Origin of the sequence: Pantanalinema sp., assembly GCA_036704125.1 — a bacterium.
Lineage (GTDB): Bacteria > Cyanobacteriota > Sericytochromatia > S15B-MN24 > UBA4093 > JAGIBK01.
Genome location: DATNQI010000082.1, coordinates 1 through 14,411, shown reverse-complemented (window position 1 = coordinate 14,411; position 14,411 = coordinate 1). Strand labels below are relative to the sequence as shown.

General features: G+C 66.5%; 11 protein-coding genes. 7 read left to right on the top strand and 4 right to left on the bottom strand.

The annotated features are described in order from the left end of the window. The first annotated feature begins 54 nt into the window (after positions 1-54). Positions 55-1,107, top strand: coding sequence for a hypothetical protein (locus tag V6D00_13075; protein HEY9900106.1), 1,053 nt, complete (start codon positions 55-57; stop codon positions 1,105-1,107). Positions 1,108-1,164: 57 nt separating this feature from the next. Here V6D00_13075 and V6D00_13070 read toward each other — a convergent pair whose 3' ends face one another. The 3 genes from V6D00_13070 to uvrC all read right to left on the bottom strand — a co-directional run bounded on the left by V6D00_13070 (position 1,165) and on the right by uvrC (position 5,546). Continuing rightward, positions 1,165-2,376: a S41 family peptidase gene (locus V6D00_13070; protein HEY9900105.1), complete on the bottom strand. Its 1,212-nt coding sequence runs from the start codon at positions 2,374-2,376 to the stop codon at positions 1,165-1,167. Between the two features lie 152 nt (positions 2,377-2,528). Further along, complete coding sequence (locus tag V6D00_13065) at positions 2,529-3,686, bottom strand: peptidoglycan DD-metalloendopeptidase family protein (GenBank protein ID HEY9900104.1); 1,158 nt, start codon at positions 3,684-3,686, stop codon at positions 2,529-2,531. Positions 3,687-3,701: 15 nt separating this feature from the next. After that, positions 3,702-5,546, bottom strand: a complete 1,845-nt coding sequence (gene uvrC / locus V6D00_13060) for an excinuclease ABC subunit UvrC (protein HEY9900103.1) — start codon at positions 5,544-5,546, stop codon at positions 3,702-3,704. Between the two features lie 122 nt (positions 5,547-5,668). Between uvrC and V6D00_13055 the strand changes: the two genes are divergently transcribed. From V6D00_13055 to V6D00_13045, 3 genes are all read left to right on the top strand, one after another. Next, the gene (locus tag V6D00_13055) at positions 5,669-7,036 is read left to right on the top strand and encodes a hypothetical protein (GenBank protein HEY9900102.1); all 1,368 of its coding nucleotides are present in this window, start codon (positions 5,669-5,671) and stop codon (positions 7,034-7,036) included. Between the two features lie 222 nt (positions 7,037-7,258). After that, positions 7,259-8,239, top strand: coding sequence for a malate dehydrogenase (locus V6D00_13050; protein HEY9900101.1), 981 nt, complete (start codon positions 7,259-7,261; stop codon positions 8,237-8,239). A gap of 163 nt (positions 8,240-8,402) precedes the next feature. Continuing rightward, positions 8,403-9,533 (top strand): hypothetical protein, encoded by a 1,131-nt coding sequence (locus V6D00_13045; protein HEY9900100.1) that lies wholly within the window; start codon positions 8,403-8,405, stop codon positions 9,531-9,533. 50 nt (positions 9,534-9,583) lie between these two features. Here V6D00_13045 and V6D00_13040 read toward each other — a convergent pair whose 3' ends face one another. Beyond that, complete coding sequence (locus V6D00_13040; GenBank protein HEY9900099.1) at positions 9,584-10,726, bottom strand: citrate synthase; 1,143 nt, start codon at positions 10,724-10,726, stop codon at positions 9,584-9,586. Between the two features lie 382 nt (positions 10,727-11,108). Between V6D00_13040 and tyrS the strand changes: the two genes are divergently transcribed. From tyrS to V6D00_13025, 3 genes are all read left to right on the top strand, one after another. Beyond that, entirely contained in the window at positions 11,109-12,353 is a 1,245-nt protein-coding gene (tyrS, locus tag V6D00_13035; protein HEY9900098.1) for a tyrosine--tRNA ligase, read from the top strand. 1 nt (position 12,354) lies between these two features. Next, positions 12,355-13,815, top strand: a complete 1,461-nt coding sequence (locus tag V6D00_13030) for a histidine kinase N-terminal domain-containing protein (protein ID HEY9900097.1) — start codon at positions 12,355-12,357, stop codon at positions 13,813-13,815. A gap of 6 nt (positions 13,816-13,821) precedes the next feature. Continuing rightward, positions 13,822-14,411: response regulator (locus V6D00_13025; protein HEY9900096.1), on the top strand; the 590-nt coding region annotated here is incomplete at its 3' end.

Sequence of the window (14,411 nt, the reverse complement as noted above, 5' to 3'; positions counted from 1 at the left end):
GCTTCATAATGGAGCGGCTCTGCGCTCCGTCCTGCCGTAAGGGGAAAATTCGCCATGCGCCATCAGCCCTTCGCCCTGGCCGCCGCGCTCGCGCTCGGCGCGTCCGTCGCCGCATGCAAGCAGGCTCCACCGCCTTCCGAGGCGGATCAGGCGCCACGCTACGCGCTCTCGACCGTCATGGGGGACCTTTCGGCCCCGCGCGGCCTCGCGATCGGACCCGACGGGTTCTTGCTCGCCACCCTCGAAGGCCTGACGGTGCTCGGCCCCGAAGGGCAGCTGCGGGTCATCGCACCGGTGGGGCAGGCCCTCAAGGGGCCAGCCGGCCTGGCCCTCGCAGCCGGCTCGACCTTCATCGCCGATCCGCCCACCAACCGGATCTACCGCATGCTCGAAGGCGGTGCCCCCGAGCCCTTCGCGGGCACCGGCACCGCCCTCTTCCCCATCGGGGACGGGGGGCTCGCCATCAGCGCCCAGCTCGACGCCCCCAGCGACGTCAGGGCCGATGCCAAGGGCGCTCTCTACATCGCCGACACGGGCCACCACCGCATCCGCAAGGTGGACACCGACGGCCGCATCACCACCGTGGCGGGCAACGGCCTCGCCAGGTTCGAGGGCGACGCGGGCCCCGCCAAGGACGCCGCCCTGCACTCCCCTCTGGCGCTCGACGTGGGCGCGGACGGAAGCCTGTACGTGGCCGACACCAGCAACCATGCCATCCGCAAGATCGCACCCGACGGAGCGATCACCACCGTGGCCGGCAACGGGCAGGAGGGGTTCGCCGGTGACGACGGCCCCGCCGCCCAGAGCCAGCTGGCCTCGCCCTCCGGCGTGGTGGTACTGAGCACCGGCGACCTGCTCGTCTCGGACACGGGCAACCACCGTATCCGCTGGATCCGGCCCGGGGGCCCCATCCGGACCGTGGCGGGCAACGGCAAGGCCGGCCGCTCTGACGAGGCCGCCGACGCCAAGCGCGCCCCCCTCGACGCACCGGGGGCGATCGCCCTGGCACCCGACGGCTCACCGTTCGTCGTGGACGCCAAGGCCGGGCGCCTGTACCAGCTGCGGGGCGAGACGCCCGCGACCCGCAGCGCCGCGCCTTCGCACTGAGGCGCCAACGCGAAAGGGGGGACGGCCTCGGCCATCCCCCCTTTCGCGTTGAGCGGACTAGTTCTTCGCGAGCTTCTCCTTGAGGATCGCGATGCCCTTGTTGAGCTGAACATCCTTGCCGTTCTTGATCAGGTCGTCCAGGGTGGGCATGTCCTCGGGGTCGGCCGAGGTGGTCGCGATCGCCGGGAACTCGACCACCACGTCGGGGACGATCCCCTTCTTGTTGATGTCGTTCCCGCCCGACGTCAGGTACTTGTTGGTGGTGATCGCCACTCCCGACCCGCCGTCCAGGGCGTGGACGGTCTGGACGAGGCCCTTGCCGAAGGTCTTGGTGCCGACGAGCGTCGCGCGGTGGGTGTCCTGGAGCGCGCCCGAGAGGATCTCGGAGGCCGAGGCCGAGCCGCCGTCGACCAGCACCACCACCGGCTTGTTCTTGGGAATGGCCAGGCGGCCCGTCGAGTCGAGGGTCTCGCGGTTGCCCTCGCGGTCCACGATCTGGACGACCGGGACGCCCTTGTCGATGAACATGGACCCGATGCTGACGGCGTTGGGCAACAGGCCGCCCGGGTTGCCGCGCAGGTCGAGCACCAGCGCGCTCTTGCCCTTGAACTTGTCCAGGGCCAGGCGCATGTCCTGGTCGGCGTTCTCGTTCATGAAGGTCGAGAGGCGGATGTAGCCGATGTTGCCATCGAGCTCCTTGGTCTTGACGGCCTTGGTCGCGATCGAGTCGCGGATGATGGCGACCTCGAAGGGCTTCTGGGCGGCGCGCTGGATCTTGAGGATGACCTTGGTGCCCTTGTTGCCGCGGATGTGGGAGACGGCCTCCTCGATGGCCATGGCCTTGGTGGTCTTGCCGTCGATCTCGACGATGTGGTCCCCGCTCTTGAGGCCGGCCTTGGCCGCCGGGGTGTCCTCGATGGGCGCGACGACCGAGAGCTGCTTGTCCTTGTTCATGCCGATCTGGATGCCGATCCCGAAGAACGAGCCGTGGCGCTCGTCCTGCATGGACTTGAAGACCTTGGGCTCCATGAACCGGGTGTAGGGATCGTCGAGGCTGTCGAGCAGGCCGCGGATGGCGCCGTACTCGAGCTTGTTCTCCTGGACCTTGCCGTCGATGAACTCGCTCTTGACCAGGTCGTAGACCTGGAGGAAGGTCGAGAAGGAGCGCGTCTCGGCCGCAACCTTGAGGGGGTGAACGCCCATGCCGATCCCGAAGGAGGCCGCCATCAGGCCCATGACCACCATGACGTTACCGAAGTTGCGCTTCATCTGACATCCTTCCAAGCAAGACCCGGGGTCGACTCGGGTTTCAGTGTACCCCTAAGAGCATCCGACAAAACCAGGCATGTTTTGACCTTTGGCCGCCGCTGGCGGCTCGAGCGCCCGCGGCTCATGGAGCAGGAACAGTTTTGTCAGACGCTCTATCGCAGATAACCTAACGGATCGACGGGCGTGCCGTTGTGGCGGATCTCGAAGTGCAGGTGAGGCCCGGTCGAGAGGCCCGTGGAGCCGCTGTAGGCGATGAGCTGCCCGCGCGCGACCGCGTCCCCCTTCGAGACGACGATGCGGCTGGTGTGGGCGTAGAGGGTGGTGAGATCGCCCCCGTGGTCGATGATGACGAGCTTGCCGAAGGCGCCGAACCACCCGCTCCATATTACCACGCCGCGATTCGCCGCCCGGATCGGGGTGCCGGAAGGCGCGCTGAAATCCAGGCCCCGGTGGGGGCGGTTGACGTGGAGGATCGGGTGATAGCGCATCCCGAAGCCGCTGCCGACCGGCGAGTCGACGGGCCGAGCGAAGCGACCGGTGCCCAGGCGCGGCATGCGCCGGCGGGCGGCCATCATGCGGCGGATCATGGCCTCGATCTGCTGGCTGTCGCGCTCCAGCTGGGCGATCGCGGCCTCGGCCTCGGCCCGCTGGCTGCGGATGCGCTCGAGCAGTTCGGCGGTCTCTTGGGTGTTGTCCTGGATCTCGTCCTTCTGCTGCTTGATGTTGTCGGTGACGGTGGCGATGGTCTGCACCGTCGCCCCGTAGCGCTTCTTCTGGACGGTGATATCGTCCAGGCGGTTGTCGAGGCGATTCAGCAGCTCGGCGTCGGTCTGGGAGATGTGCTTGAAGTACTGATAGCGGGTCGTGAAGGTGGCCAGATCCGGTGCGGTCAGCAGGGCCTCCCAGTAATCGGCCTGCCGGTGCTTGTAAATGGCCCGCAGGCGGCTGCGTGCGAGCACCTGCTCGCGGGCGAAACGGGTCTTGGCCCTGGAGAGCGCGGCCTTGGTCGCTTCTAGCTGCTGCTGGGCGCGATCGAGGCGGAACTCCGAGTCCTCGAGCTGGACGCTGGTGCGCTCCAGCTTCTGCTGAAGGTCGGTGAGCTGATCGACCGTCTTGTGCTCCTGGCGCCGGAGGGTCTTGACCCGCTGGCGCGTGGCCTCCAGCCGCTGGTTGATCATTTGCAGGCGGTCCTGGTGGCTCTTGATCGGGTCGGCCTGGCGGGCGGCGGCCACGGGCGAGCTCCCCAGCGAGAGGAGCGTCGTGGCCACCAGCGCGCAGGCGATCAGCTTGAAAGAGTCGGGTGATGACAACCGGCGAATGCTCCGTTACGAGTTCCCTGCAGGCGAATGCAGGCGGGAGTACAGTGTTTCGGCCACCCGGTGGGGCAATGCGCCTCGCGAGGCGAGCTCGTCGACGCTCAGGGCGCGCATGGCGTCCACCGACCCGATGGCCTTGAGTAAATGGACCTTGCGCTTCTCGCCGATGCCCGGCACCTCGTCCAGCACCGACCGCGTCATGCGCTTGGCGCGCAGCTTGCCGTGGAAGGTGTTGGCGAAGCGGTGAGCCTCGTCGCGAACCCGCTGGATCAGGTGCAGGGCCGCCGAGTTCTCGCCGAGCCGGATCGGGTCCTTGCGCCCGGGCAGGTAGATCTCCTCGAACTGCTTGGCCAGACCGAAGATGGGCACCTCCACCCCCAGGCGATCCAGGGCGGCGACAGCAGCGCCGAGTTGCCCCTTGCCGCCGTCGATCAAGACCAGATCGGGCATGCTCCACCGGCCCTCGGGATCCGCCCCCTCGCTCACGTGCCTGAAGCGGCGCTTGACTACCTCGTGCATGGAGGCGAAGTCGTCGATGCCCTCGACGGTCTTGATCTTGAAGCGACGGTACGCGGCCTTGGCCGGCACTCCCCCCTCGAAGACCACCATGGATGCGACCGTGTCCGACCCCTGAACGTGGGCGATGTCGTAGCCCTCGATCCGGTGCGGGACCTCGGCGAGGCCCAGGGCGTCGGCCAGCTCGCGCAGGGCCTTGTGGGGTCCCTTCTCGAGCGCAGCCCAGCGCCTCAGGCGCTCCTGCTCGAGTGCCTGTTGGGCATTATAGGCCACCAGCTCCATGAGCTTCAACTTGTCGCCGCGCTGCGGCACCAAAAGTGCCACCTTGCTTCCACGCCTCTCGGCCAGGAAGGCCGCGAGCACCTCCTGCTCCGGAACGGCCTCGGGCAGGACGACCTCCTTGGGCACCCGCGCGAGCGCCGAGGCGTCGTAATACTGGCCGAGGAAGGCCCCGAGCACCTCGGCCGGCTCGGAGTCGGCGCGCTCGAGGATGAAGGCGCGGCGGCCGATCACCTTGCCCTCGCGCACCTCGAAGAGCTGGATGCTGGCCGAGATCTCGTCGCAGGCGATCGCGACCACGTCCTGGTCGGTCTCGCGGCTGGCTTCAACCTTCTGCTCCTCGAGGAGGCTCGTGATGGCCGCGATCGCATCGCGCGCCTTGGCCGCACGCTCGAAGTCTAGCGCCTCGGACGCCTCACTCATCTGGGCCCTCAGGTCGCGCAGCAGCTCCTTGTGGCGGCCCTCGAGGAAGAAGAGGACCTTGTCCACCATGGCCCGGTACGCGTCGACCGAGACCATCCCCTGGCACGGGCCCAGGCAGCGACCGATGGCGTAGTTGAGGCAGGGCCTGTCGCGGAACTGGGGGGTAGGGCGCTGCCTGAGGGGAAAGAGCTGCTTGATGAGGCGCAGGGTCGCGTACATGGCCCCGGCGTCCGGATAGGGCCCGAAGTAGCGGGCGCCGTCGTTGAGGCGCTTGCGGGTGACGACGAGGCGGGGATAGGGCTCGTTGAGGGTCAGCTTGAGCCAGGGGTAGGTCTTGTCGTCCTTGAGCAGGATGTTGAAGTAGGGCTGATGCCGCTTGATCAGGGTGTTCTCGAGCACCAGGGCCTCGACCTCGGTGGTGGTCGAGATGGTCTCGAAGCGGTCGATCACGCGCACCAGGGCGCGGACCTTGGGCGAGTGGCCCTTGTCCTCCCGGAAGTAGGACCGGACCCTGCTCCTCAGGTTGACCGCCTTGCCCACGTACAGGATCGCCCCGGCGGCGTCTTGCATGAGGTAGACGCCCGGGTTGGTCGGCAAATGCGAAAGCAACTCCTGGATTCGGTCGGAAAGCTGCACCAATCAGCACCTCGTCGGGAAGCATTATACCGCGAATGCCCCACGATTGCCGCTTCTCGGGTTTGTTCTTGGAGTCGGCGGGAAAAAGATCAATACTAGGGACACGATCCGGAGGGCCCCGCATGACCACCCCCCTGCAATGGGCCATCAACGTGAACCCCTCCCGTCTCTCGCCCGACTTTTCGCTCGACGAGCTGCACCGCAGCGGGGATCGCGCCGTCGAGCACCTGAGCGATTTGGGAGCGAGCTACGTCCGCATGGACCTGCTCTGGGCCCACCTGGAGCCCGAGCCGGGGCGCGTGCGCCTCGAGGTGGTGGCCTGGTACCGTCACTACTTGAAGGCCCTCGTCCAGTCCGGCCGCTCGATCTACGCCATCCTGTACAACCCTCCCGCCTGGGCGTGCGAGCTGGCCGATCGGGACCTCGACGGCTTCCTCGTGGCGTGGCGGCAGTACTGCCGCCTCTGCGCCCGCGAGTTCGGCGACCTGGTGGGCATCTGGCAGGTCTGGAACGAGCCCAACAACTTCGTCTCCCACCTCAAGGACGACTTCAACCTCTTCGAGGTCAAGACGTTCTCGCTGGCCTCCTGGCGCGTCACCCTGCCGGTGGGGGTGCGCTGGCAGGCGCTGGTCCCCCTGTTCCGGATCGCCCGCCAGGAGCTGGGCGAGGATGCCTTCCTCATCTACAACGTCATCTCCAACGTCTCGGAGTACACCCCCGTCTCGTATCCGGGCTGGACCGAATGGGAGCACTTCACCGACCAGTTCATGGAGCAGGCGGGGGACTGCGTGGATGCGATCGCGCTGGACCACTACCCCGACACTTGGGTCCCGGGATCCGGGCCCCTGCACTGGGACCCGATCGACGTGCTGGCACGCAAGGTCAACGACCCGCGCTCGACGTGGTACGGCAAGACGGCGCTCGTGGGCGAGTTCGGGTACTCCAGCTGCCCCAACGTGGATCTCATCAAGCGCCCGGTGCGGGTGCGTTTTTTCCCCGAGGACCACAGCCCGGAGACCATGCGTGACTGGTACGCCCAGGCCCTGCCCCACCTGGCGGAGCGCCTGGCGCCCGAGCGCTGGCCCCACAACAAGCTGAACCTCGCCAACGTCTACGAGCTCTACGACGCCGTGCCGGGGCACCTGATGGACGGCAGCCATGCCGAGGTCATCGGCATCGAGAATCATTTCGGCCTGATTGATGTCACGGGTGCGCTCAAGCCGGCCTACCACGTCCTCAAGGACATGATCCACGGCAGGCTGCTTGCGGCCGAGCCCCTGAAGCGCAGGACGCCGACCCACCCCCTGCGCCTGTACATGCAGGGATCCGCCGCCTCGCGCATGGTCCACCGCCGACTGGCGCCCATGGTCTACGCCCTGTACCAGGCCGTTCGTCCGCCTCTGCGCCGCCACGACGCGGGCGTCCTCTCGGCGGGGGCCATCTGGGCCCTGTACCAGCTCTGGCGCGCCGCGACCCGCCCCAGCAAGTAGGCCGAGGGCGTCAGCTCTCGAATGGCGAAAAGCTTTGCCGACGTGCTACACTCAGTCGGAAAAGCTTGCTTGAGCGCACTTTGCGCCTGGACCAGCGGTCAGTCCCACAGGGCAGCCAGAGCGTTTACCGTGGCCTAAACCGACCGCGGCAACGACGGGAGTTCGCAGCTCAACGCGAGTGACGTTTGCTCTGATCGCACCACCATAAGGAGAATTTCGACGATGAAAGCCCCCGTTCGCGTAGCCGTCACCGGTGCCGCCGGCCAGATCGGCTACAGCCTCCTGTTCCGCATCGCCAGCGGCGAGATGCTGGGCAAGGATCAGCCGGTCATCCTCCAGCTGCTCGACCTGCCCCAGGCCCAGGCCGCCCTCAAGGGCGTGATGATGGAGCTCGAGGACTGCGCCTTCCCCCTCCTCGCTGGCACGGTCGGCACCGACGATCCCGAGGTGGCTTTCAAGGACGCCGACATCGCCCTTCTGGTCGGCGCCCGTCCCCGGGGCAAGGGCATGGAGCGCAAGGACCTGCTCGAGGCCAACGCCGCCATCTTCACCACCCAGGGCAAGGCCCTCAACAAGGTCGCCAAGCGTGACGTCAAGGTCCTGGTCGTGGGCAACCCCGCCAACACCAACGCCTACATCGCCATGAAGAGCGCCCCCGACCTCAACCCCCGCAACTTCACGGCCATGCTTCGCCTCGACCACAACCGCGCCCTCTCGCAGCTCGCGAGCAAGACCGGCAAGCCCGTGCTCGGCTTCGAGAAGATGGTCGTCTGGGGCAACCACTCGGCGACCCAGTACCCCGACTACCGCTTCGCCACGATCGACGGCCAGGGCGTCAAGGCCCTGATCAACGACGACGCCTGGAACAAGGACACCTTCATCCCCACCGTCGCCAAGCGCGGCGCCGCCATCATCGAGGCCCGTGGCCTGTCGTCGGCGGCCTCTGCCGCCAACGCCGCCATCGACCACGTCCGCGACTGGGTCCTCGGCAGCAACGGCGCGTGGGTGACCATGGGCGTGCCCTCGGACGGCAGCTACGGCATCCCCGAAGGCATCGTCTACGGCTTCCCCTGCACCTGCGAGAACGGCGACTACAAGATCGTCCTGGGTCTCGAGATCGACGGCTTCAGCAAGGAGCGCATGGACGCCACCCTCCAGGAGCTCAACGAGGAGCGCGACGGGGTCAAGCACCTGCTCGGCTAAACGCTCGATCCCACCTTCGCAGGGGCGGCCAGCAGGCCGCCCCTGCGGCGTTTCCGCCGTGAGAGGGCGAGAGGGCGAAGGAAGTCGTCCAGGATGAAAGGGGACAAACAGGGGTTCGGGGGATAAGCTTCAAGCATGCCGGCATGCGTACGAGGTTCACCCCATGCCTACCATCCGAGGCGCCGCCATCTGCCTGTTGCTGGCATCGCTGGCCGCGTGTGGTGGCGGGCCCACCACACCGCCCGACGCCCTCCTTGCGAAGGGGGGCAGCTCGCCCGTCACGGCCGCCCCCCCTGCCGATCGCTGGAACGCCGACTGCCGCTACATCGCCTTCACCGCCTGCCGCGAGCGACCCGGACGATCGACAGGGAGTCTCCTGCTGTGGGACGCGGTCCTCGGCGACGTCTGGATCCTCAGCGGCGCCCTGGCCGGGCTGGGACCGCTGGTCAAGGAGGTCGACTCCCCCCTGGACTGCGACGCCCTCGAGCAGCTCAATCCCTATGCCTTCGCCAAGGACAGGATCGTGTTCACCTTCGGCACCGCGATCTTCGTCTACGACCTGGTCAACGAAGTCCGCATCGTTGCGGCGACCGACGGCCGCCCACCCGACCGCGGGGGGCCCCGTGCCACCCTCACCGCCGATGGGAAGTTCGTCGCCTACATCAACCAGCGCGGGATCATCGTCCTCAAGCCGAGCGACCCCATCTTCGCGACCAAGGCCCGCGAGCTCGGCAAGATCGCAGCCGAAGGCGACGCCCTCGGCGCGGTGATCCAGGACTTCGACCTCTCGGGGGACGGCCGCTGGGTGGTCGCCAACATCGACGGGCGACTTTACCTCTACGACGTGCTCCTGCCGCACCTCTCAGAGCTCCTGCCGCTGAGCGGCGAGGCCCTGGCGGGCGCCAGCGATCGGATCGGGCACGTCGCGATCAGCTTCGACGGCCGCTGGGTGGCGTTCAGCCTCAACCGTCGCCCCGTCGACGCGCAGTTGTTGCCAGGCTCCACCGACACGCGGCTGCTGGTGCTCGATCGCCTCAGCGGCATGCTCGACGCGGTTCCCTACCCCAACCTGGGGGCGAGCGTCGGTTCCGGGGCGTTTCCGGTCCGGATTCTCGACCCGATCTTCTGCCCGGACGGGCAGGGCCTGATCTTCGAGACCCGGGTCGGCCATGATTTCAGGGTCTGGAAGTACGACCTGCTCACCGAGCAACTTCGCGGCCTGGTCATCCTCAACGACGCCCTCGGCGCGGCCGGCGACGACACGCTGCTCTCGGGGCCCGGGCTGGTCCCGTGAACGACAAGGGGGGGCGGGCAAATGCCCACCCCCCCCTTGAGACGCTCTGACTAGCGCTTGTCCATCGAGACGTACTTGCGCTCGCTGGCACCGGTGTAGTCGGTGTCGGGGCGCATAAGGCGATTGTTGGCGTACTGCTCGAGCACGTTGGCCGACCAGCCCGCGATGCGGCTGACCGCGAAGATCGGGGTGTAGAGGTCCATGTCGATGCCCATCATGTAGTAGGCCGACGCCGAGAAGAAGTCGACGTTCGGATCGAGGCCCTTCTCGGCCTTGACCAGACGCTCGACGGTCTCGGACATGTTGAACCACTTCAGGTCGCCGGCGCGCTCGCCCAGCTGCTTCGAGACCTTGCGCAGCACCGTGGCGCGGGGGTCCATGGTCTTGTAGACGCGGTGGCCGAAGCCCATGAAGCGCTGCTTGTTGGCAAGCCCCGTCTTGACGTACTCCTCGGCCTTGTCCTCGTCGCCGATGGCGAGCAGCATCTTCATGACTTCGCTGTTGGCGCCGCCGTGCAGGGGGCCCTTGAGGGTGCCCACCGCCGAGGTGATCGCCGAGTAGAAGTCCGAGAGGGTCGAGGCGGTGACGCGCGCGGCGAACGACGAGGCGTTCATCTCGTGGTCGGCGTGGAGGATGAGGGCCACGTCCATGGCGCGGGCATTGACCTCGTTGGGAACCTCGCCGTTGAGCATGTAGAGGAAGTTGGCGGCGTGGCTGAGGTCCGCACGGGGGGCGAGGACTTCCTTGCCCTTGCGGATGCGATCGAAGGCGGCCACGATGGTGGCGACCTGGGCGGTCAGGCGGAAGGCCTTGCGCTGGTTGGCCTCGACCGACATCTCCTCGGCCTCGGCGTCGAAGAAGGCGAGCGCCGAGACGGCGGTGCGCAGGGCGGCCATGGGGTTGGCGTCCTTGGGCATCAGGCGCAGGACGTCGAGCACCTGCGCGGGAAGCGCGCGCTCGGCCACGAGCTGCTGCTTGAGCGCCGACAGCTGGGCATCGGTCGGCAGCTCACCGTTGAACAACAGGTACACGACCTCTTCGTAGGTCGAGTGCTCGGCCAGCTCGTGGATGTTGTACCCGCGGTACATGAGCTTGCCCTCGGTCCCGTTGATCGAGGTAATCTGCGAAATCGCCACCACGACCCCTTCAAGACCGGGGAAGTAGGGTTTCGAGGGAACGACCTTCTCAGCCATCATAATCGCAAATCCTTTCCTTGCGTTCGGTATGTTCCATGGTTCAGCCCATGGGTAAAATTTTCAACGCTCCTGCGAGGACGTCACCTCGCAAGCAAGCGTGGTTTACCTGACTTGTCGCTAGTGACCGCTGTTAGCAAGTGACCAACATTCTAGCACCATTGGAGCCCCAGGACAAAGGCCGTCTGCGGGGCATCTGCGCGGCAGCTATCTAACGAAGCTAGGTGCCGAAGCGAGCGAGGCTTCACTCGGCGATCGAAAGCCTGGCGCCGCACGCCGTTCGGGGATTCGAACCGCGGCTTTACACGGGCAGAAGGCGATCGCTATAATCTAAAGAAGAGTGATAAGTTTTGTTTAAACGAAGACAAATGGAGACATCCCCTTGACCGCGCAGACCACCCCCGCTCCCGAGATCGCCCACCTGACCCAAGGTGCCGCCGAGGTGCTCCCCCACGGGGGACTGGAGGCCAAGCTCAAGGAGCGCGCCGGCAAGCCCCTGCGCGTCAAGCTCGGCTTCGATCCCACCAAGCCCGACCTCCACATCGGCCATGCCGTGGTCCTCAACGCGCTGCGCCGGTTCCAGGACAGGGGCCACCAGGTGGTCATCATCATCGGCGACTTCACCGCAACCATCGGGGACCCCACCGGCAAGGAGGCCACCCGGCCTCCGCTCTCCGCCGACGAGGTCGCCCACAACGCCAAGACCTACCTCGAGCAGCTCGGGCTCGTGCTCGATCTGTCCCGGACCGAGGTGCGCTACAACTCCGAGTGGCTCGGCAAGCTGAGCATGATCGACTGCCTCAAGCTCACGGCCCAGACGACCGTGGCCCAGATGCTCGCCCGCGAGAACTTCGCCAAGCGCTACGAGCGCAACGACCCCATCGGCCTGCACGAGTTCATGTACCCCCTCCTGCAGGGCCACGACTCGGTGGCGATCGAAGCCGACATCGAGATGGGCGGGACCGACCAAAAGTTCAACAACCTCATGGGCCGGCACCTCCAGGAGAGCGCCGGGCAGAGCGCCCAGATCGTCATGCTCTATCCCATCCTGGAGGGCACCGACGGCGTCCAGAAGATGTCCAAGTCCCTGAACAACTACATCGGCCTCACGGACGCCCCCGAGGACATGTACGGCAAGGTCATGTCGGTTCCCGACGCCCTGCTCGAAAACTACTACCGGCTCGCATCCTGCCTGCCGCTCGGCGAGATCGAAGAGACGCTCGCCGGCCTCGAGGGGGGCACCCTGCACCCGCGCGACGCCAAGATGCGCCTCGCGCGCGCCATCGTCACGCGCTACCACGGCGCCGAGGAGGGCGCGCGCGCAGAAGAGGCCTTCGTCCGCCAGTTCCAGCAGCGCCAGATCCCCGAGGACATGCCCGAGGTGACGCTCTCCTCGCTGGGCCTCGAAGCAAACGCTCCGGCCGGCATCCTGCCCCTCCTGAGCGGCGCCAAGCTCGTCGCCTCCACCAGCGAAGCCCGGCGCCTCATCCAGCAGGGGGGCGTCAAGCTGCACCAAAGTGACGAGGCAACCGTCGTCGGTGACCCGCAGGCCACCGTCGCCATTCCCGCCGAGGGCCTCGTCATCCAGGTGGGCAAGCGGCGTTTCGCCCGCATCACCCGGGGTTAGCATGGCAATCAACACGGTTCCGCCGGCGGCCAACGCCCCCCACCTGGTGGACCTCGTCCCCAACGAGGGCCACCGGCGCTGGATCGCAGCCATGGGCCGCCAGCTACCCTTCCTGGCGGACATGATCCCGGCGGACCTGTTGATCTACGTCCCGACCACCGAACAGCGCCTGGTCGTCGTGGCCGAGGCCAAGCCCACCGTGCGCGAATCCTTCTACACGCGCTCTCTGCTCGGGCAGGTTGTCGAGTCGGAGGCCGCGCCCCCCCTGTTTGCGGCCCTGCGAAGCGGCGAGATCACCGAAGGTGCCACGGGCAAGGTCATCAACGGTCAGCCGATGAGTCAGGTCATCTATCCCATGCGCGCAGGCAAGGAGATCTGCGCCATCCTGGTGGTCGAGCGCAACCTGTACGACCAGGTCAAGCATTCCGAGGAGAAGCGAGAACTCTACCGCACGGCCATCTCGCGCACGGTGCAGACCCTGCTCGCGAAGTCGCGCGCCAGCGAGCTGACGCTCCCTGCGATTCAGCCGGGCGATGCCCTGCTCCTGCTCAATCAGACCGGGCAGATCGTCCATTCGAGCCACTCAGCCGGCAACCTGGCGCGCCGGATGGGCCTGCCAGAGCTCCTCGAGGGGCTCTCCTGGGAAGAGACCTTCCTCGCCAACCGTGAGAAGCGCGTCGTCACGACGAGCGCCATCTACGAGGAGACGGAGCTCTTGACCCCGCGGATGGCCGTCAGCGTTCGGACCCTTCCCCTGGAGCCGGCCGACGAGAAGGTGGCCTCCATCCTGCTCCTTCGCGACATCAGCGAGATCAAGGAGAAGGACCGCGAGCTCGCCATCAAGGAGACCATCATCCGGGAGGTCCACCACCGGGTGAAGAACAACCTCCAGACGGTTGCGGCGCTCCTTCGGCTGCAGCAGCGCCGGAGCCGAAACACCGAGGTCAAGAGCATTCTCAGCGACTGCATCGACCGTATCTCGAGCATCGCCCTGGTCCACGAGTACCTCTCGCACGAGGACGTCGAGATGGTGGACATCAAGGAGCTCGCCTACAACCTCCTCTCTGCGTCCCTCCAGAGCATGATCCCGCCCGAAAAGCAGATCGATGCCCGGGTGATGGCGCCCTCTTCTTCCGTCACCCTCACTTCCGCCAAGGCCACCTCGGTGGCGCTCATCATCAACGAGCTGCTGCAAAACACCTTCAAGCATGCCTTCACCGGCCGCTCCCAGGGCCGCGTCGAACTGACGGTCACCCTGGCCGAGGCCGACATGCTCCACATCGTCCTTCACGACGACGGGATCGGCCTGCCCGCTGATTTCGATCCACAGAAGGACGCCAATCTCGGCTGGGAAATCATCTACACCCTTGCCCAGCAGGACCTTCGCGGCGACATCACGATCGAGAGCTCCGCGCAGGGTACCACCGTCACGGTCTCCATCCCCGTCTCAGAAAGGGGCTAAGCCAACATGGACAAGAAGAAGCTGCGCATCCTGCTGGTGGACGACGAATCCATCATCCGCCTCGACATGCGCGAGATGCTCAAGGAGCAAGGCCACGAGATCGTGGGCGAGGCCTCGGACGGACAGATGGCCGTCGACCTGGCCGAGAAACTCACGCCCGACCTCATCCTGATGGACATCAAGATGCCGAAGATGGACGGGCTCGAAGCCATCAGCCGGATCAACCACAACCGTCGTATTCCCACCATCATGCTCACCGCCTACAGCCAGCCCGAGCTGGTGGAGAGGGCGGTGGGGCTCGGAGTCTTCGGCTTCCTGGTCAAACCGGTCAAGGAGCACGACCTGCTCCCCACCATCGAGGTGGTCCTCGCCCGCGCCGAGGAGCTCACGACCCTCGAGAAGGAAGTGGGCAGTCTCAAGGAAACGCTCGAGACGCGCAAGATGGTGGAGAAGGCCAAGGGCATCCTCATGGAATCCTTCGGCATGACCGAGGCTGCCGCCTTCCGCAAGATCCAGAAGCTGAGCATGGACAAGCGCAAACCCCTCAAGGAGGTGGCGGATGCCATCATTCTCGCCCAGGAGGTCACCGCCGACAC

Coding starts and splice junctions, on each gene's coding strand:
- V6D00_13075 (HEY9900106.1), top strand. CDS start 55: ATGCGCCATCAGCCCTTCGCCCTGGCCGCCGCGCTCGCGCTCGGCGCG.
- V6D00_13070 (HEY9900105.1), bottom strand. CDS start 2,376: ATGAAGCGCAACTTCGGTAACGTCATGGTGGTCATGGGCCTGATGGCG.
- V6D00_13055 (HEY9900102.1), top strand. CDS start 5,669: ATGACCACCCCCCTGCAATGGGCCATCAACGTGAACCCCTCCCGTCTC.
- V6D00_13050 (HEY9900101.1), top strand. CDS start 7,259: ATGAAAGCCCCCGTTCGCGTAGCCGTCACCGGTGCCGCCGGCCAGATC.
- V6D00_13045 (HEY9900100.1), top strand. CDS start 8,403: ATGCCTACCATCCGAGGCGCCGCCATCTGCCTGTTGCTGGCATCGCTG.
- V6D00_13040 (HEY9900099.1), bottom strand. CDS start 10,726: ATGGCTGAGAAGGTCGTTCCCTCGAAACCCTACTTCCCCGGTCTTGAA.
- V6D00_13030 (HEY9900097.1), top strand. CDS start 12,355: ATGGCAATCAACACGGTTCCGCCGGCGGCCAACGCCCCCCACCTGGTG.